The 17,111-nt window shown below is 68.4% G+C and carries 17 protein-coding genes; 12 read left to right on the forward strand and 5 right to left on the reverse strand.

Features of this window, described 5'->3' with window-relative positions:
* Positions 1-229 precede the first annotated feature (229 nt).
* The 3 genes from NQV15_RS08820 to NQV15_RS08830 are packed head-to-tail and all read left to right on the forward strand — an operon-like array spanning position 230 to position 3,550.
* The gene (locus NQV15_RS08820; RefSeq protein WP_232399450.1) at positions 230-1,462 is read left to right on the forward strand and encodes a glycosyltransferase family 4 protein; all 1,233 of its coding nucleotides are present in this window, start codon (positions 230-232) and stop codon (positions 1,460-1,462) included.
* Positions 1,462-2,448, forward strand: coding sequence for a Gfo/Idh/MocA family protein (locus NQV15_RS08825; RefSeq protein ID WP_232399451.1), 987 nt, complete (start codon positions 1,462-1,464; stop codon positions 2,446-2,448). The genes NQV15_RS08820 and NQV15_RS08825 overlap by 1 nt, the downstream gene beginning before the upstream one ends.
* Complete coding sequence (locus tag NQV15_RS08830) at positions 2,441-3,550, forward strand: zinc-binding dehydrogenase (RefSeq protein WP_232399452.1); 1,110 nt, start codon at positions 2,441-2,443, stop codon at positions 3,548-3,550. The genes NQV15_RS08825 and NQV15_RS08830 overlap by 8 nt, the downstream gene beginning before the upstream one ends.
* Before the next feature lie 64 nt (positions 3,551-3,614).
* Here NQV15_RS08830 and NQV15_RS08835 read toward each other — a convergent pair whose 3' ends face one another.
* Positions 3,615-4,253, reverse strand: coding sequence for a ComF family protein (locus tag NQV15_RS08835; protein WP_257125114.1), 639 nt, complete (start codon positions 4,251-4,253; stop codon positions 3,615-3,617).
* 111 nt (positions 4,254-4,364) lie between these two features.
* Positions 4,365-5,198 carry a LuxR family transcriptional regulator gene (locus NQV15_RS08840; protein WP_232399454.1) on the reverse strand — a complete coding sequence of 278 codons (834 nt, stop codon included), beginning with the start codon at positions 5,196-5,198 and terminating at the stop codon, positions 4,365-4,367.
* Positions 5,199-5,315: 117 nt separating this feature from the next.
* Here NQV15_RS08840 and NQV15_RS08845 point away from each other — a divergent pair, with 117 nt between their 5' ends.
* The 3 genes from NQV15_RS08845 (at position 5,316) to NQV15_RS08855 (ending at position 7,209) form a co-directional block, all read left to right on the forward strand.
* Positions 5,316-5,576 carry a hypothetical protein gene (locus tag NQV15_RS08845; RefSeq protein ID WP_232399455.1) on the forward strand — a complete coding sequence of 87 codons (261 nt, stop codon included), beginning with the start codon at positions 5,316-5,318 and terminating at the stop codon, positions 5,574-5,576.
* A gap of 277 nt (positions 5,577-5,853) precedes the next feature.
* The gene (locus NQV15_RS08850; RefSeq protein WP_232399456.1) at positions 5,854-6,387 is read left to right on the forward strand and encodes a hypothetical protein; all 534 of its coding nucleotides are present in this window, start codon (positions 5,854-5,856) and stop codon (positions 6,385-6,387) included.
* 81 nt (positions 6,388-6,468) lie between these two features.
* Positions 6,469-7,209, forward strand: coding sequence for a VOC family protein (locus NQV15_RS08855; RefSeq protein ID WP_369413854.1), 741 nt, complete (start codon positions 6,469-6,471; stop codon positions 7,207-7,209).
* Positions 7,210-7,223: 14 nt separating this feature from the next.
* On the opposite strand, the gene NQV15_RS08860 is transcribed toward NQV15_RS08855, so the two are convergent.
* The 3 genes from NQV15_RS08860 to NQV15_RS08870 all read right to left on the reverse strand — a co-directional run bounded on the left by NQV15_RS08860 (position 7,224) and on the right by NQV15_RS08870 (position 12,636).
* The gene (locus NQV15_RS08860) at positions 7,224-8,159 is read right to left on the reverse strand and encodes an alpha/beta hydrolase (protein WP_232399458.1); all 936 of its coding nucleotides are present in this window, start codon (positions 8,157-8,159) and stop codon (positions 7,224-7,226) included.
* A 255-nt stretch (positions 8,160-8,414) separates the two neighbouring features.
* Entirely contained in the window at positions 8,415-9,500 is a 1,086-nt protein-coding gene (locus tag NQV15_RS08865; protein ID WP_232399459.1) for a zinc-binding dehydrogenase, read from the reverse strand.
* A 436-nt stretch (positions 9,501-9,936) separates the two neighbouring features.
* Positions 9,937-12,636, reverse strand: a complete 2,700-nt coding sequence (locus NQV15_RS08870) for a LuxR C-terminal-related transcriptional regulator (RefSeq protein WP_232399460.1) — start codon at positions 12,634-12,636, stop codon at positions 9,937-9,939.
* 250 nt (positions 12,637-12,886) lie between these two features.
* Here NQV15_RS08870 and NQV15_RS08875 point away from each other — a divergent pair, with 250 nt between their 5' ends.
* The 6 genes from NQV15_RS08875 (at position 12,887) to NQV15_RS08900 (ending at position 17,109) form a co-directional block, all read left to right on the forward strand.
* The gene (locus NQV15_RS08875; protein WP_232399461.1) at positions 12,887-13,768 is read left to right on the forward strand and encodes an ABC transporter ATP-binding protein; all 882 of its coding nucleotides are present in this window, start codon (positions 12,887-12,889) and stop codon (positions 13,766-13,768) included.
* 28 nt (positions 13,769-13,796) lie between these two features.
* Positions 13,797-14,516 (forward strand): ABC transporter permease, encoded by a 720-nt coding sequence (locus NQV15_RS08880; protein ID WP_232399462.1) that lies wholly within the window; start codon positions 13,797-13,799, stop codon positions 14,514-14,516.
* Positions 14,513-15,415, forward strand: coding sequence for a protein kinase domain-containing protein (locus NQV15_RS08885; RefSeq protein ID WP_232399463.1), 903 nt, complete (start codon positions 14,513-14,515; stop codon positions 15,413-15,415). The genes NQV15_RS08880 and NQV15_RS08885 overlap by 4 nt, the downstream gene beginning before the upstream one ends.
* 32 nt (positions 15,416-15,447) lie before the next feature.
* The gene (locus NQV15_RS08890) at positions 15,448-16,293 is read left to right on the forward strand and encodes an alpha/beta fold hydrolase (RefSeq protein ID WP_232399464.1); all 846 of its coding nucleotides are present in this window, start codon (positions 15,448-15,450) and stop codon (positions 16,291-16,293) included.
* A gap of 112 nt (positions 16,294-16,405) precedes the next feature.
* Positions 16,406-16,720, forward strand: a complete 315-nt coding sequence (locus NQV15_RS08895; protein WP_232399465.1) for a GNAT family N-acetyltransferase — start codon at positions 16,406-16,408, stop codon at positions 16,718-16,720.
* Positions 16,717-17,109 carry a GNAT family N-acetyltransferase gene (locus tag NQV15_RS08900; protein WP_232399466.1) on the forward strand — a complete coding sequence of 131 codons (393 nt, stop codon included), beginning with the start codon at positions 16,717-16,719 and terminating at the stop codon, positions 17,107-17,109. Before NQV15_RS08895 ends, NQV15_RS08900 begins: the two co-directional genes overlap by 4 nt.
* Positions 17,110-17,111 lie beyond the last annotated feature (2 nt).

Genomic DNA, 17,111 nt, shown 5'->3' on the forward strand with positions numbered 1-17,111 from the left:
GTCGCCTCCTGCAATTTCAGGGTCCCGTCCGAGGGGGCCAAGAGGGCACGTCGGGGTCAGTTCAAGGTTGAACGCGATGGCGGCAGGGGAGCGGTCGACACTCCGGACGTGCATGTCGGTGCTGATGTCCAGCCGGGCGCCACCGGGCGCCCGCCTGAACCACTGTTTCGTCAGGTTGGCGTCAAGCGCACGGGGTAATACTGCTCGAACGCGTGGTCCGGAGGCCCTTATGAAGACGATGTCCGATCGCGGCACAGCACGGGCAGCGTCGATCAGTTCCCCCAATGTGGTTTCTCCGTTCGGGGAGAGCCAGTCGCAGCGGAAGCCGCCTCGTGAGTTGCCGTCGGTGCATCTCTACACGCCGTCTGCTGACCCGTCCGGGATGGGCGTCCACATGCTCTGCTTGGCAGAGGAATACGCGCGGCAAGGGCGGCGTGTGACGCTGATGTACTGGGCCAATGCCAACGCGGAGCGCCTGTTTGCGCCAGCTGGGGAGAACGGTGTGCGGTTGGCTCGGATTCCGCATCCTCGTGATCCTCAGTTTGCTGCACGCATCGCCGATGACTTGCGTGACAACCCCAGCGACGTCTTTCATCTGCACGTAGGCACTGGGCGCGAGAACTGGGACGGTGCCCGGGCGGCCTCGTTGAGCGGAGTGCCGGCGATCGTGCAGACGCTTCATCTGCCGTGGTTGATCCGCGATCATCGCAAGCGCGGCGCCGTGCATGCTTCGCTTGAGCCGGTGGACCGCGTCATCACGGTCTCCCGCTGGCAGCGCGCCAGCTACGAGAAGATGGGCGTCGCTCCACAGCGCATGGTGACCGTGCCGAACGGCGTCCACCCCCGTACTTGGGCGCCGGGCCGGTCCGCTGCCCGCCGCGAGCTCGGCCTCGGTCCCGATCAGCCAGTGGTGATCACTGTGGGACGGCTTACGGTGATGAAGGGTCATCGCTATCTGGTCGACGCGGTGCCGCTCCTCCTGCGGCGCTTTCCTGACCTGGTCGTCGTGATCGTCGGAGAGGGCCACTTGCGCAGTGCTCTGGAGGAACAAGCCGAGCGGCTTGGGGTGGCTCACGCGGTGCGGTTCGTCGGACACCGGGCCGACGCGCGAGGTCTGCTGGACGCGGCCGACGTGTTCGTGCTGCCGTCGCGCCACGAAGGCATGCCCCTCGCCGCACTCGAGGCCATGGACGCGGGCCTGCCCGTCGTGGGGACACGGGTCATCGGCACGTCCGAAGCGGTGGCCGACGGCATCTCCGGACGCCTCGTCCCGCCCGGACGTCCGGCAGCTCTTGCCGTGGCCCTCGACGAGCTCCTCAGCGAGCCGGCGCTTCGTCGGCGGATGGCAGCAGCAGGTCGGCAGCGCTTTGAGGAACTGTTTACCGCGGATCGGATGGCACGGCGCACAGCCGAGGTGTACGACGACGTGCTTGCTCGCTCCGCGGCAGCGGTGGCCCGCTGATGCGCCGACTGCGCTTGGGATGTGTCGGCACGGGCTTCATCGCGGGCAAGCACCTCGCGGCGCTGTCGTCCTTCGAGGACGTCGACGTGGTGGCAGTCGCCGATAATGTCGAGGAGCGCGCAGCAGCGGCGGCCTCTGCCCACGATGCCCGGTGCTACACCGACGGTGTGGACCTGGTGGAGTCCGAGGATCTCGACGCCGTCTGGTTCTGTGTGCCACCCTTCGCGCACGGCCGCCTCGAGGAGGCGGCCGTGCGACATGAACTGCCCTTCTTCGTCGAGAAGCCGCTCGCTCACGATCTCATCACGGCCGAGCGCATCGCGGGCCTCGTCAAGAGCGCCGGCCTGCTCACGGCCGTCGGTTATCACTGGCGCTACCTCGACCTGGTGAAGAAGGTCCAAGCGTTCGTCCAGGACCGGCCGCCGCTGCTCCTCACTGGGCACTGGCTCGACAGCACTCCGCCCGTGCCTTGGTGGGTGCGCCGAGGTCAGTCGGGTGGTCAGCTGGTCGAGCAAACGACGCACGTGTTGGACCTGGCTCGTCTGCTGGTCGGCGAGGTGACCGATCTGCGAAGCGTGCACGTGCAGGCAACTGGAGTAGACGGCGGTCAGGACGGCGAAGAACTCGTCCCGCTCGCTTCGGCGATCTCGCTGCGCTTCGACTCCGGGGCGGTCGGAAGTGTGTCGTCCGCTCGGGTGCTGCCAGCGCGCCATCGCGTGGGGTTGCAGCTGGTGGGCGAGGGGTACGCCCTGGATCTCACCGAGCGAGCGATTGTCGACCACGAGCTGACTGTCACCACCGCGACCGGCACAGTGTCAGAGCGATGCGCTCAGGATCCGATCGCGGCCGAGGACCGTGCATTTCTCGACGCCGTGGCAGGTCGGGGTGACGATGTGCGCAGCTCGTACGCCGAGGCGTTGCGCACGCACTCGCTGGCCTGCGCGGCCGAACGACCGTCTGAGAACGAGGAGCCGAACGGTGCCTGAGCCCATCATGTGCCGATCGCTTGGCGTCGCAGGCCCGATGCAGCCTGGCCTCTTCGACCTGGAGGTCCCAGAGCTCGAGGACGGCGCAGTCCGCGTCGCCACCCGCTGGAGCGGCGTGTCGGCCGGCACCGAGTTGGCGTACGTCAAGGGCACCGATCCCGGTTTCACCTCCTTCCGCGATCAAGATCTCGGAGTCTTCGTGTCGGGTCGGGCCTCGCGTGCCTTCCCGGTGAGGGCCATGGGCTACATGGAGGTCGGCGAGGTAGTCGAGAGCAGGCGCGACGACATGGCCATCGGCATGCTCGTCGCTGCCGCATACGGTCACCGCTCCGAGCACGTGCTGACCACCTCCGACGTCGTCGTGCCCGTGCCGGACGACATCGACCCGCTGCTGGGCATCTACCTCGCACAGATGGGACCGATCTGCGCCAACGGCCTGCTGCACGTCGCTGCCGAGTTCGCCCCGGGTCAAGAGATCCGGCTGGGCGACGGCGTCCGCGGGCGCAACGTCCTCGTCACCGGTGCCGGTGTCGTCGGGCTGCTAAGCGCACTCCTGGCACAGCTGCACGGGGCTACCGACGTCGTCATCGCCGACCCCGATCCACAGCGCCTGGCCGTGGCCGAGAACCTCGGGCTCGAGACCATCGACACCACCACGACCGAGGTGTGGCACCGGTGCAAGGACCGTTGGCGTCACGGCCCCGGAGACCGGGGCGCCGACCTGGTGCTCCAATGCCGTGGAAAGAGTGTCGTGCTGCACGAGGCCCTGCAGTGCCTGCGACCCCAAGGCACCGTATTTGACCTGGCGTTCTACCAGGGCGGCGCACCAGACCTGCGACTCGGCGAAGAGTTCCACCACAACGGACTCACGATCCGCTGTGCCCAGATCGGGCGCGTGCCGCGCGGTCTCGCGGACGCTTGGGACCGTCAACGCCTCGCCGCCGAGACCGTGGCTCTCCTGCGCGCCCGTGGCGACAACATGCGTGCCCATCTCGTCACCGACGTCGTCCCCGTGCTCGAGGCGCCCGACGCCCTAGTCGCCCTGGCCCGCCGAGAACGGTCGACCACCCAGATGGTGCTTGACTTCAGTCTTCAGTCTTGAGTCTTGAGTGGAGACAGCCTCGCCGTGCCTGATGCGGTGAAAATTGGTGACCACAGTGTGCCTCTCAGGTGCCTTTTCGTCGCGCGAAGACCAGACCGGCGACCTCCACGGCTCCTGCCTGACGCAGCGCGCGCGCCATCTCGCGCAGCGTGAACCCTTCGGAGTACGCATCGTCGATGACCAGGACCCGCCTGCCCTCGACGCGGCTCGGATCGGGCACCTGGAGCGCGTCGCGCAACTCTCCTTCGGCGATCACGCGACGATCGTCGACACCGATGCCGAGAAATCGTCCGGTGGGTCGCACCTTCGCGATCAGGTCCGTCGCGAACGGCCAGCTCGGGTCGATCCGCTGGGCGGCATCCTGGATCAGCTGTAGGTAGTCCCACAAACGTCGGGCCTGCGGCCCGATGTACAGGGCGGTCGTGGTGAGATGGTCGAACCGCTCCAGTTCGGCACGACGATCTTGGAGGTAGTCCACCAGCATGCGGCCCAGCTGCTCCGCGAGCTCCTTTTCCTCGCCGTACTTGAAGCGGTAGATCAAGTCCCAGGTCTCATCAGCGCTCTCCGAGACCGTGTACAACCGCGAGAACGCTCGGTCGGGCAGGCGACACACCGTGTTAGGACACGCGCCGTCGACCAAAGCCTCACAACAGACCGTGCACAGGCCGTCGAGCGGCGCCTGCGGCTGACCGGAGCTCGTCACTCGCGCCACGCTACACAGTTCTGAAGATTCTACGATTCGATCTGCAGTGCTGCGACGGTGGCGTGCTCGTGAGTGTGGTGCACGCCCGGGTCGTTGGTGGATGTGAGCTGGTCACCCCCGGTGGGCTCGGGCGGCGAGGCGGGCCAGGTCGACGCGGTTCGCGGTGCCGGTCTTGTGCAGCAGATGAGAGATGTGCGAGCTGACGGTCTTCTCGCTGATCATCAGGTCTCGGGCTATCTCGCCGTACGTACGCCCCGCGACGACGTGGGCCAAGATCTCCCGCTCGCGGGTCGTGAGGCCAAGCAGGCTGGGAGTCTCGTGTGGCGGCGCCGGACCGTCGGTCGATCCCACCGCACCGGTGCGGATCCGCGCAGTCGTCGCGAGGGACTGCAGTTCACGCTGAAGGGGCACGGCGGCCAGGTCCTCGGCGAGCGACAGCCCGCGCCGAAGATGGGCCGCGGCGGCCGCGCGATGATGGCGATCGTGCAGCAGCAGTGACTCCGCCGCACGCACGTCCAGCGTGCTCTGATCAGCCCAGTGCAGATCGTCCACGGCCAGGACGACCGCACGGTCGCGGGCGAGATCGTCCAACCAGGTGTCGAAGACAATCGGAGCGTTCGCGGGGGAGTCGGCCGAATCCATGGCCGGTGGCATGGGGATGCCGTCGTGTCGTGCGTCCCGCAACGCGCTCCGGATGGCGAGGAAAGGTACCGACAACGACGCAAGCGGTAGGCACGCTCCCGCCAGGACGAGGACGGACGAGGTCGACGCCGCCTTCGAGCATGCCCGCTGCACCAGTGCGGTCTTGCCCACACCGGCATCACCGGCGATCAACAGTGTGCCCGCGCGGCCGGTGCCGGCCCGCTCGAGGAGCGCAGCAAGCACGGCCAGCTCCTCGGGACGACCCACAAGAGCGGGCTCGAACGCGTCGAGACGCGAGCCCATCGGACCAGTCTTGCACCGATATCACAGCGCAAGAAGCCGCATATCAGGGTTTTGTGGCCGATGTCTGAGGGTTTGTTCCCGATGTGGCGCAGGCCGATGCGGAGCCACCGTGAAGTCATGAACATCTTCATTCGAAAAGCGATCGTCCCCATCTCCGTCATCGTCGTCGCTACGGCAGGAACCCTGCCTGCGGCGGCGCGACCTGACGCCGGTGTCCCATTGCGAGCACCGGCCACGTCATCAGTGCAGGATTCCCTGCACTGTCCGCTCGAGCGAGTCGGTACCCAGTTCGTGCGCTGCGACAATCTCACCGGCGCCGGTGTGCCTGCGCACGAGTGGGTCCCGGAATACCGATCGGCCGCAAACGATGCCCCTTGAGCCCACCCCCCGTTCGTCGACGCGGCGCAGGCCCCGGGGCAGCTGCCCGTGAGTTGGGATGCCAATGGGCTCACGGGCTTGTTGATGACACTGGGCCCACGACAGCCGGGTCACGAGTGTTCGAGGAACCGCCGGTCATGACGTCCTTGGCCGCCTACGATGTGCAGGTGCCTGTCGTGAGAATCGCCGACATTGTCGGCAGGTTGGTGGATTCGAGCATCGCCCGGCCGGTTCGCAGGTGGGCTCCCGTTCGTGGAGACTTCGGTTTCGGTGAACGATGCTGAGGTTCTGGAACATCATCCGTCCCGGCAAGGATCGGCCGACTCGTTCCGCGCTCGCAATCGGCCTCGTGTTCGCCGTAGTGATCGGACTCACCTCATATTGGGACTTCCGGCAGTCGGCCGATGGCCCGCGGGAGATGGCCACAGTTGTCGAGCGGCAGAAGGTCGGGCCTTCGGGCTGCCCTTCTGGCGGCCGCGGCAGATATGACCCGAAATGGGATGTCACCTGGCGGTCCGAGACACCGCCGCCTGGTCTGCCTGCCGAGTTCACCGAAGCGGCAGTCTGCAACTCGAACGAGGTCGGCGAGAGGGTCGAGATCATCCGGGTGATCGAGGCAGGTCGAACCAAGGTCTACCAAGACGTTGTCCACTCAGGACGGGAGTCGATGGAGATCGCGCTCTTGACGTTCGTGTTCGTTGGGATCTTGTTCGGCCTACCCCTCTGCTGGCTCGCGTTCGGGGTGGCTCGATGGTGGCGAAAGTTCCGAACCGATCGCGTTCGGCCAGTTAGACAGCGGCTCGATGCCTAGGCGCCCCTCGTTCTCTTGTCGGTCGTAGTCGCCTCCGCCGTTCGCGGGTTGCTGCTGCCGCCTTTCCGTTAGGTTGTCACGGTGCCCAGCGCTGGAGTCGTTGCCCTCAACCATGTCGGCGTGAGCGTTGCCGATCTTGACCGCGCCCGGACGTTCTGGGTGGACGGCCTGGGGGCCGCCGACCACGGAAGCTTCGCCTGGCCCGTGGGGACGGGCCCGGCCGACGAGTCGCTCGCGACGAAGGACACGGCAGCTGCGGTGATGCTGCTGCGCACCGACACGGCGTTCCTCGAGCTCTTCGCCTTCAGCTCGCCGACACCTGCGGCCAGGCCGGCAGCGAGCCCGGGCGTGGCCGCGCTGGCCTGGGCGGTGCCGGACGTCGCGGCGGTCCGCGCGCAGCTGGGGCTCGGCGATGACGAACCGGTCCGTTGCCCCGATGGGACGCCGGTCGAGCTGCGCGCGGCGGACGGCGGCCCGACGGGCCTGATCGGGGTGACGGTCCGGGTGGATGACCCCGCGAATCACCCCCTGCCGACGGTTCCAGGCCCCGTGCCGGTGACCGTGGTCGGCGGCGCGGACGCGCAGGCCGCGCGCCCGGTCGACCTGGGCGTCAACCATCTGTGCCTGGATGTCGCCGGGATCGCCGAGGTGCGGTCCGGTCTCGACCGGGTGCGCTGGCACCACGACGTCACCGAGTCCAGCGGCGGCATCGCCGCGGTCTGCTACGGCACGACGTCCGACGGAGTGCTCGTCGAGCTCTTGGAGAGTCGCAGCCCGGACGCTTTCTTGGCACGCTGCCGTCTCACACACCCCGGTCCATGAACTAGATTCCCTCTTCAGGCTGGCGGTGGGGCGGTGTGCCGGATCAGGAAGTCGAGCTGGTCTGCGATGACGGTCTCGAACAGTGGGCCGACGTAGGGGTCGAAGTGGCCGCCGTCGTAGATCTTGACCGTGGAGTGCGGGATCCTGGCTGCTGCTGCCTCTGCGACAGGCCGGGGTGTGATCGCGTCGTGGGCGACGATCTGGACCAGGGCGGGGCATCGGACCCGGGCGGCCCAGCGCCCGGGCGAGTACGCGCCGATGCTCAGTGCGATGCGGGCCGCCACCGTCTGGGGGTAGGCGCCCTCGCTCAGGCCCGACTCGTGGAGCAGCCTCAGCATGCCGGGATGGGCGTCCGGCGTCGTCATCATCCCGGGACGTCCGGGAAGGTTGACGCTGTCGACGAGGACGGGGTCGCGGCCCAGCCAGGAACCCACCTGATCGCGCAGGGCGGGCACCGCGACCTTCAGTGCCGCCTTCAGACCGGTCGACCTGACCGCGGCGGGCCCGCTGACGTGGGGGACCTGCGCGATGATCGCGGCCAGTGGTTCGCCCTGTCCGGCGATCGTGATGACGTGGCCGCCGGCAAATGACGTCCCCCAGGCCACGACCTTCTGCGAGTCCACCCCATCCAGGGTGCGGGCGTAGTTCAGAGCGGCACGCCAGTCCTGGTGCTGCATCCGGACACTCAGCACCTGTCGTGGCTCGCCCTCGCTGTCACCGAAGCCGCGGTAGTCGAACACCACCACGACGAAGCCCGCTGCGGCGAACCGTTCGGCGTAGGCGTACAGCCGCAAGGCGCGCACCGCGCCGAATCCGTGCGCCATGACCACCACAGGTCGCCGGCCCGCGCAATCGGAGGTCGGGCGGTAGACGCGGGCGGCGCAGCGGGTGCCGTGGGCGTCGAACCACTCCTCGGAGAACGTGAACGTGCCGGTGGCTGCTTCGGCCATTGCCGACTCCTTCGGTCGTACGCGCCCAGCCATGGTTCTTGGACGTCGATCGAGAAGGTACTGGCTGTCTTGATCGACGTGCAAGATGGAGTGACGCATGCCTCGAAACCGACGACGCCGCCATCGAGGTCCTGGGACACGAGAACCTCCGGGATGGAGTGGGCCTTTCGGCAAGCCACCCCTCACCCGGAGGTTCTCCCTCACATCAAGCAGGTCGCGTCACCGACGTCCTGGCTGAGTACAACTGGGTGCGCTTCAGGGCACCAGAATGAGCCGGATGGGGTCGCCGACTTTGCGCTGGAGCTGGCTCACCGCCTCGGCCGCCTCCGCAAGCGGGATGTGGGCAGTGATGGACGGGGCGAGGTCGAGACGGCCCCCGGAGCTCAGTGCAATGAGCTGCTCAACGCTCCCGTCGCTGGATCCGTAGTGTCCCCGAAGCTGATTGCCCTTGACGCTGAATCCGATCCCATCAGGAACGGTGAGCGGATGGGGAGTTAGACCAACGAGCACCAGAACGCCGCTGAGGCCGAGCAGCGCCGCGGCCTGCTCGCGCACCGCGGGCACTCCGGCGAAGTCGAAGGCAAGATCCAGGCCACGGCCGCCAGTGGCGGCCCTCACCTCCTCGGCCACCGATGGGCTGCTCGGGTCGAGTGCCAGGTCTGCGCCGAACGACAAGGCCCGTTCGCGCGCGCTCGGCACGGGATCCAGGGCGATGATCGGGTATGCACCGGCCATCCGGCAGATCCGCACGCCATGCGCACCCAGCCCGCCGATGCCCCAGATACCGACCGCTTGGCCGGGCCGCAGCTGGCCAGTGTCAACGATCGCGGAGTAGGGGGTAGAGACTGCGTCAGGAATGATGGCGGCCTGGTCGAACGGAAGGTTGTCCGGAATTGCGATCAGGGTGTCAGCTCTGGCGATCGTGAACTCTGCCCAACCCCCGTCATAGTCAACCCCGCGAGTCCGCACCTCCGGGCATGGTTTCCGCTGCAAGCACGCGGGACACAGACCACATGCCTGCCCGGCCTGCAGCGCCACCCTTGTCCCGACGGTCCACCCGGTGACGCCCGGTCCGATCTCCTCGATCACCCCTGCCGTCTCGTGGCCCAGCGTCACCGCGTCGCTCTTGTTGAACGGTGGCGTCAGGCTGCCGTCGATCAGATGGATGTCGGACAGGCAGACGCCCGAAGCCTTCACTGCCACCAGCACTTCGCCGGGCCCGGGCCGGGGGACCGGCACCTCCTCGACGGCGAACCGCCGAGGGTTGAGGGTCAGCCTCCCGGCCAGCATCGTCCGTGGGCTCTCCTCGGGGGTGCTGATTGGCTCGTCGCGTTGTTCCATTGACATAGGAGCTCCTCCGTCCTTTCGGGTGACACGTCGGTGCCGCGGTTGCAGTGCCGACAGTGCATCGTGCTGTTCCACGGCCTCGGTGGATCCTCCTGATGTGAGGACGTGGTCACTCACTACGAAGGCCGAAGGCCTTGGGGATCTCGCCGGCAGCGTCATCGGGCACGGCGACCTCAGCGACGTCCCGGATCTCCGGGTGGGACAGACGCAGGGCCTCGAGCTCGACCGGCGCGACCTGGAGCCCATTCTACTTGCCGAGTTCCTTGAGCCAATCGGCGATGAACATCGTCCGTGCTCGTCGACCCGCGCGTCCCTTCACGTCAATGGCACGGGTATGAAGCTAGTGACATCCCCCCATGTGAGCCGGTGACGTGACCGAAAGATCTCGCAGGCCCGATCTGTTGTCATCTGGGGTGTGACTGCGGTCTGGTCAGGGCAGCGGAAAGTCCCTGAGATGGCGCCGGGAGGTGATGTCCAGCTTGCGGAAGATGTTCCGGAGGTGGGCGTCGATCGTGCGGGGGCTGAGGAACAGCTGCGCCGCCACCTCCCGTGAGGTCGCGCCGGTCGCCACGAGCCTGGCGATCTGCGCTTCCTGGGCGGTGAGGGCGTCGGTGGGCTGAGCGGTCCGCTTGCGGGGATGCTCGCCAGTGGCGCGCAGCTCGCGGGCAGCGCGCGCGGCGAATGCCTCCGCACCCATGGCGGACAGCAGGTCATGGGCGGTGCGGAGCTGTTCGCGGGCGTCCTGCCGTCGGCCCTGGCGGCGCAACCACTCGCCGTAGACAAGGTGCGCGCGGGCGAGATGGGTGGCCATCCGGCAGCGGCCAAGTCGTTCGATCGCCTCGCGGTAGTGGACCTCCGCGTCAGGACCAACGGTGGTCAGCGCCCGTGCGCGTGCGGCAAGCCCCAACCCGAACTCCGTCCCACTGGCGCGGGCCCGGGAGCTGAGCTCCTCCACCGCGCCGGCCGCCTGCTCCGGGTCACCGGCACGGGATGCCGCTTCGACGAGCTCGGGCACCGCACTGCTGGAGTGTGGGAAGTCATCGTGCTCCCACGGTGGCGTGGCCGAGGCGAGAGCTGCGGGGTAATTGCCCAATCCGTTGTGCAGGTAGGCCATGGAGACCTCACTCGAGCCGAGCGTCGTGCCCTCACCCCGCCGGGTCGCATCCGCCACGATCGCCACGCTGAGGGCCGTGGCCTCGGATTGCCGTCCGCGCCAGGCAGCCAGGATGAACCTGGCGTTCGGCAGCGGAGGAGCACCGGTCGCCCGCGAGATCTCGTCAACCTCCGAGAGGAGCTCGGCGGCACGTGAGAGCTCGCCGGTGAGCACCAGGACGACCGACATGGCATTCAGCGCAGCGGGAAGTGTGGACAGTGCCCCTGTCTCGCGGGCGTTCCGGACGGCGCCGCTGGCCAGGGTGAAGAACGACTCGTCGTCCCACAGCATCACCGAGACGTGGCACGCCAGCCACAGCCAGCGGCCGTTGTCCTCCTCAGGTGGGGCGTCGTCCTGGCACAGCGCCTCGAGTGCCAGCCGCAGCGTGGGAACGCTCGCCTCGTACCCGCGGGTGAACCGCGTGGTCAGTCCGTCCAGCAGCAGATCGACCGCCCGGGGCGGCGTCGGCGGGGGAGGCGCTTCCTGGGCTGCTGCTTCGGCCACCTCCCGCATTCCGCGGCCCCGAGAGAGGCGACCGGCGTGGAAGGACGCCTCGAACGCCTGCACGTAGGCCTCGCGCGCCAATGCCCCGTCCAGCGGACCCAGCGTCCTGGCGGCGTCGAGAAGCATCGTGGCCCCCTCGCTCCCGCGCGTGGAGTGGAACGCGATCTGGGCGCGGAGCAGCTCGAGCTTGGCGCATTGCAGGGCGTCCAGCGGCCCGGCCGCGGCGTTGGCCAACAGCTCCAGAGCGGCGTCGGAGGCGCCGGCGCCGTGGCTGGCGTACGCGGCTTCGAGCGTCCGCGTTGCCCGGGCGGAGGGATCGGGCGTCAGCTCCGCCGCGCGCTCCAGGAACGCGGCTGCTGCGGCCAGGCCGCCGCGCGCTCGGACCCGACCCGCCGAGCGCGCCAGCTCAGCGGCAGCCTCCTCGTCGGTTCCCAGCACGGATCTCGCCCGGTGCCACGCTCGCCGGTCAGGGTCCCGCTGGGCGTCGGTGGCGGCAGCCAGTGCGGCGTGGGCGCGACGCTGGTCCGGCGGTGTGGCCGCGTGGTAGACCGCCGAGCGGGCCAACGGATGGCGGAACCACACCCGATCGCCGATCTCCAGCAACCCGCTGGCCTCTGCGGGCGCAGCCGACTCGGGGCCGATGCCGAGCTCAGCCGCTGCGCGCCACAACAGCGCCGCCTCGCCGGTGGGCTCTGCTGCGGCGACCACCAGCAGCAGTCGGGTCTCGGCCGGCAGGTGGGCGGAACGACGGCGGAAGCTGTCCTCGATGCGGCTTGGCACGCTCGCCGCCTCCGGCACCTCGAATCCACCGGCCAGCAGCGCGGCAGACGCACCGCGAGGCAGCTCCAGGAGCGCCAAGGGGTTGCCGCGCGCCTCCGCGATGATCCGGTTGCAGACCCCTTCGTCCAACGGCGTGCCGACCGCGGTGGCCAGAAGCTGCCGTGCGTCGGAGTCACCGAGGCCGTCCAGCCTCATCTCGGGAAGGCCTGCGAGCGGATCGTCGCCCGCCACGGAGTCGCGCCGCGCGAACAGCAGAACCACCCGCTCGGCGGACACCCGCCGTGCCACGAACGCCAAGACCTGCGCAGACGCCTCGTCCAGCCACTGCACATCGTCGACCAGACACAGCACCGGCCCGTCCTCGGCGACCCCGGCCAGCAGGTGGAGAACGGCCAGACCCAGGAGGAGTCCTTCCGGCGCGGGGCCGCTGCGCTGCCCGAACGCCACGCCCAAGGCCGCTTGCTGGGGGACCGGCAGCTCGCCCGCGCGGTCCAGCAGCGGCGCACACAGCTGATGCAGGCCCGCGAACGCGAACTGCGTCTCCGCCTCAACTCCGACGGAGGTCTCCACCCGGAACCCACAGGAGGACGCGGCGTCGCGGGCATGTTCCAGGATCGCGCTCTTGCCGATGCCCGCCTCGCCGCGCACGACGAGCACCCCGCTGCACCCCGCTGCGCTCCGCTTGCGCGTCACTGAGCAGCCGCTCGATCGCCTCGCGCTCCGCAGGTCGACCTAACAGAGCCACCGGGCACGCTCCCGTCTCGTGACGTGCGGACTAGGCGATTATCACCTACGCGAGCCGCCTGCCGCTGCGTTTCGCCACAAGAAGGGGGTGGGCAACCGGCGACGAACCGAGGTTTTCACCGACGCGAGAGCGGGGCCACCTGGGCGAACCTGATGACACAGCACCGGGACCCGCCGGTGCGGAGGCAAGGAGCCCACCATGTCCGCCGATCACGTCATCGAGGTCGAACGTCTCAGCGTCACCTATGGGGACTTCGTCGCCGTTCGGGACCTGTCCTTCCATGTGAAGCGGGGTGAGCTCTACGCATTGCTCGGATCGAACGGAGCCGGCAAGACGTCCACCCTGGAGGTCGTCGAAGGTCACCGCCCGGTCACATCGGGCGCGGTGCGGGTGTTCGGGGAGAGCCCGCAGAACCGGAGCGCGGTACGTCCGCGCATGGGAATGATGCTGCAGGAGAGCGGGTTCGCTCGCGATCTGACGGTTCGGGACTCCGTCGGTCTGGTCGGCGCGCTGAGCGGAAGGCGCGACGACGTCGACCGGGCGCTCGGGTTGGCCGGCTTGACTCGCAAGCGGGACACCCGGGTCTCCCAGCTCTCCGGCGGCGAGAAGCGTCGCCTGGACTTCGCCACCGCCGTGTTCGGGGCGCCGGAGCTCATCATCCTGGACGAGCCCACGGCAGGCCTGGACATCCAGTCCCGGGATGCGCTCTGGGCCTCCGTGGACCAGCTTCGTGACAAGGGATCCACGGTCGTGCTGACCACCCACTACCTGGAGGAGGCGCAGCAGCGCGCCGACCGCGTCGGGCTCATGCACCGAGGCACCCTCCGGCGAGAGGGCACCGTCGAGGAGCTGACACAAACCCTGCCGTCGAAGATCAGCTTCGCGCTGGATCCGGGTGACCCCGAACCGCCGGTCGTCGGTGCCCGCAACGGTGCCTTCCACGTCGAGACCTTCGACCTGCAGGGTGACCTTCACCGACTCCTGGACTGGGCGCAGCGGGCCGGCGTGGAGCTGCAGCAGCTGGAAGCCGGACCAACCCGCCTCGACGACGTCTTCCGCACCCTCGACGCCGCCGCCTGAGCACTCCGACCCACGAAGGACCACCGCCATGATCGAGATTGCCCGTACCGAACTGATCCAGATCTTCCGCAACAGGCTGGTCCTGGTGACCGGATTGATCATCCCGGTCGCCTTCAGCGTGTACGTCGTCTACCAGCGTGAGACCTTCCTCGACCTGGGAAGCCTCGGCTACGTCGCGGCGATCATGATGTTCGTCGTGATGGCCCTCGGGCTCTACACCACCGCGGTGACCACGCTGGCCTCCCGCCGGCAGGACCTCTTTCTCAAGCGGCTGCGGTCCACCGCTGCGAGTGACGTGAACATCCTGGCCGGGCTCCTCGCCCCGCTGACGGTCGTGGCCCTCCTGCAGGTCGGCGCGATGCTGGCCGTGCTCGGCGTGGTCGCCACCAGCCCGGTTCACACCTGGCTGCTCGTGGTGGCCGTCCTGGCCACCACGTCGATGATGGTCGCTCTTGCGCTGGCCACCGCGGGGCTCACGAATTCGCCCGAGCACGCCCAGGTGACCACGCTGCCGGTCACTCTCGCGGTGATTGCGGTAGCGAGCTGGGTCGGGATCACCGGTACCGAGAACCTCGCCCAGCTCAAACGCCTGTTGCCGGGAGGATCGGCCACCGAGCTGGTCATCAATGCATGGGAGGGCGGTGTCCCTCTCGACCAGTCCCTGTTGCTCCTTATCCCGACCGTGGGCTGGGTCGCTGCCGCCGTCGCGCTGGCCACGCGGTTCTTCCAGTGGGAGCCACGCCGATGAGGCCGAGGCCGCTGCTGGGCGGGCGCTACGAGATGGGTGACGTCATCGGTCGTGGCGGGATGGCGGTGGTCCATGCGGGTCGCGACGTCCGCTCGGGCCGCCCGGTCGCGATCAAGATGCTCCACCGGCACCTCGCCAAGGACCCCCTGTTCCGATCCAGGTTCCGGCGCGAGGCGCAGACGATGGTCGGCCTGTGCCATCCCGCCATCGTCTGCATCTTCGACACGGGAACCGACGTGATCGAGGACGGCCCGCACGGAACCGTGCGCGTCCCGTTCATCGTCATGGAGCATGTCGACGGGCAGTCCCTGCGCGACGTGTTGCGACTCGGAGAGCTCACGCTGGCCAACGCGGTCCAGTATCAGCTCGGGGTGCTTTCGGCACTTGAGTTCAGCCACGGAGCCGGCGTCGTCCACTGCGACATCAAACCGGCCAACGTGATGATCACGTCCGAAGGGGCCGTCAAGCTCGTGGACTTCGGGATCGCGCGCGCCAGCGGTGACCTGTCATCGACGATCACCCAGGCACAGGCCGTGCTGGGAACGCCGTCGTACCTCTCACCGGAGCAGGCGCTCGGCGAGACGGCGGACATCAGCAGCGACATCTACTCCGCGGGCTGCCTGCTCTACGAGCTGCTGACCGGACGGCCTCCCTTCGTCGGTGACCCGATCTCGGTCGCCTACCAACACGTCCATGAGCAACCTGCGCCGGCCAGCACCGATGTCGGCCGGCTAGACGCCGTGCTCGCCACAGCTCTCGCCAAGTCCCGGACCGATCGGTTCCCGAGCGCGCGGGCCTTCAGCGAAGCCCTTGGGTCCGCGGCCGAAGGCATCGTCCGCGGACCACGCACCGCACCAGCCATGAGCGGCCACACCGAGGTGGCTGCAGCCGACTGCTGACCGACAGCAGATCAACGAGAGAGGAAACGATCATGGGACTCATCACTGTTGGAGACGAGAGCGGCACGCCGGTCGAGCTCTACTACGAGGACCAGGGCGGGGGACAACCCGTGGTCCTCATCCACGGCTACCCGCTGAGCGGGCACAGCTGGGAGCGCCAGACGCGCGCGCTGCTCTCTGCCGGATACCGCGTCATCACCTACGATCGTCGCGGCTTCGGCCAGTCCTCGAAGGTCGGCACCGGTTACGACTACGACACGTTCGCCGCAGACCTGGATGTCCTGCTGCGGACGCTCGACCTGAACGACGTCATCCTCGTCGGCTTCTCGATGGGTACCGGTGAGCTGGCCCGTTACGTCTCGACGTACGGGCCCGAGCGGGTGGCGCGGCTTGCCTTCCTCGCCTCGCTGGAGCCCTTCCTCCTCGGCGGTGACGACAACCCCGAGGGCGTGCCGCAGAAGGTCTTCGACGGGATCGAGGCCGCGGCGAAGGCTGACCGCTACGCCTGGTTCACCCAGTTCTTCTCCGACTTCTACAACCTCGACGAGAACCTCGGCACCCGGATCAGCCAGGATGCGGTGACCGCCAGCTGGAATGTCGCGATCTCCAGCGCTCCCGTCGCGGCCCACGCCGTCGTTCCGTCCTGGCTCGAGGACTTCCGGGCCGACATCGAGGCGGTCCGTGCGAGCGGCAAGCCGGTCTTGATCCTGCACGGCACCGCGGACAACATCCTGCCGATCGATGCGACGGCGCGTCGGTTCCGGCAGCTTCTCCCGGACGCCCGGTACCTCGAGATCGAGGGTGCGCCGCACGGGCTGCTCTGGACGCACGCCGGGGACGTGAACGACGCGCTGCTCTCCTTCTCGGCTGACCGATGAACGCCGTCGAGAACATCGTGACGGCCCACCTGGACACCTGGAACGCCACTGACCGAGCACAGCGGGCTCATCGATGCGCCGTGACCACCTCGACCATCCCAAGGACGCACGCATGACAGACATCCAGGTTCTCCCGGATCCGTCCCGCCTGCGCTACCAGGCGAGCATCGACGGTGAGGTCGCAGGCTTTGTCGAGTACATCCTGACCGATGAGCTGATCGTCTTCACCCACACCGAGGTCCACCCACGGTTCGAGGGCAGGGGCGTCGGCTCGGCGATCGCCCGGTTCGCGCTGGACGACGTCCGTGCCACCGGAAGTCGCAAGGTGATGCCCCTGTGCCCGTTCATCAAGGGCTGGATCGGTCGGCACCGCGAGTACGTGCCCATCGTGTACGGCGTCCCTGAGCCGGCGAAGGACAACAGATGATCACGACACTCAAGGACAAGCGCGGTGCGACCATGACGGTCGAGCTGGAGATCGACGACCCGGTCAGCTCGTACAGGGTGAGGCCAGAGGGCGAGCGGGCTGTGGGCCGCGCTGACTTCGTTGACCCGCCCGGGACCGGCCGTGATCGGATCTTCTTCCACACCGAGGTGGACGACGAGTTCGGTGGACGGGGTCTGGCGGGGTTGCTGGTCCGGGCGGCGCTCGACGACAGCATCCGCAGCAAGGTCACCGTCGTGCCGGTGTGTCCGGTCTTCGCGCGGTACCTGACGGCGCACGGCAGCGAGTTCACCGCGAGGGGCGGAGTGTTCCGCCGACCGACCCCTGCCGACATCGCCGTGGTCACCCGGGCCGTACGAGGCCAGGCATGACG

This window comes from Aeromicrobium wangtongii (assembly GCF_024584515.1).
GTDB classification, from domain to species: domain Bacteria; phylum Actinomycetota; class Actinomycetes; order Propionibacteriales; family Nocardioidaceae; genus Aeromicrobium; species Aeromicrobium wangtongii.

Excerpts from the sequence above, each read along its gene's own strand:
- NQV15_RS08895 (WP_232399465.1), top strand. The coding sequence starts at position 16,406 with ATGACAGACATCCAGGTTCTCCCGGATCCGTCCCGCCTGCGCTACCAG.
- NQV15_RS08820 (WP_232399450.1), top strand. The coding sequence starts at position 230 with ATGAAGACGATGTCCGATCGCGGCACAGCACGGGCAGCGTCGATCAGT.
- NQV15_RS08850 (WP_232399456.1), top strand. The coding sequence starts at position 5,854 with ATGCTGAGGTTCTGGAACATCATCCGTCCCGGCAAGGATCGGCCGACT.
- NQV15_RS08845 (WP_232399455.1), top strand. The coding sequence starts at position 5,316 with ATGAACATCTTCATTCGAAAAGCGATCGTCCCCATCTCCGTCATCGTC.
- NQV15_RS08860 (WP_232399458.1), bottom strand. The coding sequence starts at position 8,159 with ATGGCCGAAGCAGCCACCGGCACGTTCACGTTCTCCGAGGAGTGGTTC.
- NQV15_RS08865 (WP_232399459.1), bottom strand. The coding sequence starts at position 9,500 with ATGGAACAACGCGACGAGCCAATCAGCACCCCCGAGGAGAGCCCACGG.
- NQV15_RS08840 (WP_232399454.1), bottom strand. The coding sequence starts at position 5,198 with ATGGGCTCGCGTCTCGACGCGTTCGAGCCCGCTCTTGTGGGTCGTCCC.
- NQV15_RS08875 (WP_232399461.1), top strand. The coding sequence starts at position 12,887 with ATGTCCGCCGATCACGTCATCGAGGTCGAACGTCTCAGCGTCACCTAT.
- NQV15_RS08890 (WP_232399464.1), top strand. The coding sequence starts at position 15,448 with ATGGGACTCATCACTGTTGGAGACGAGAGCGGCACGCCGGTCGAGCTC.
- NQV15_RS08825 (WP_232399451.1), top strand. The coding sequence starts at position 1,462 with ATGCGCCGACTGCGCTTGGGATGTGTCGGCACGGGCTTCATCGCGGGC.
- NQV15_RS08900 (WP_232399466.1), top strand. The coding sequence starts at position 16,717 with ATGATCACGACACTCAAGGACAAGCGCGGTGCGACCATGACGGTCGAG.
- NQV15_RS08885 (WP_232399463.1), top strand. The coding sequence starts at position 14,513 with ATGAGGCCGAGGCCGCTGCTGGGCGGGCGCTACGAGATGGGTGACGTC.
- NQV15_RS08880 (WP_232399462.1), top strand. The coding sequence starts at position 13,797 with ATGATCGAGATTGCCCGTACCGAACTGATCCAGATCTTCCGCAACAGG.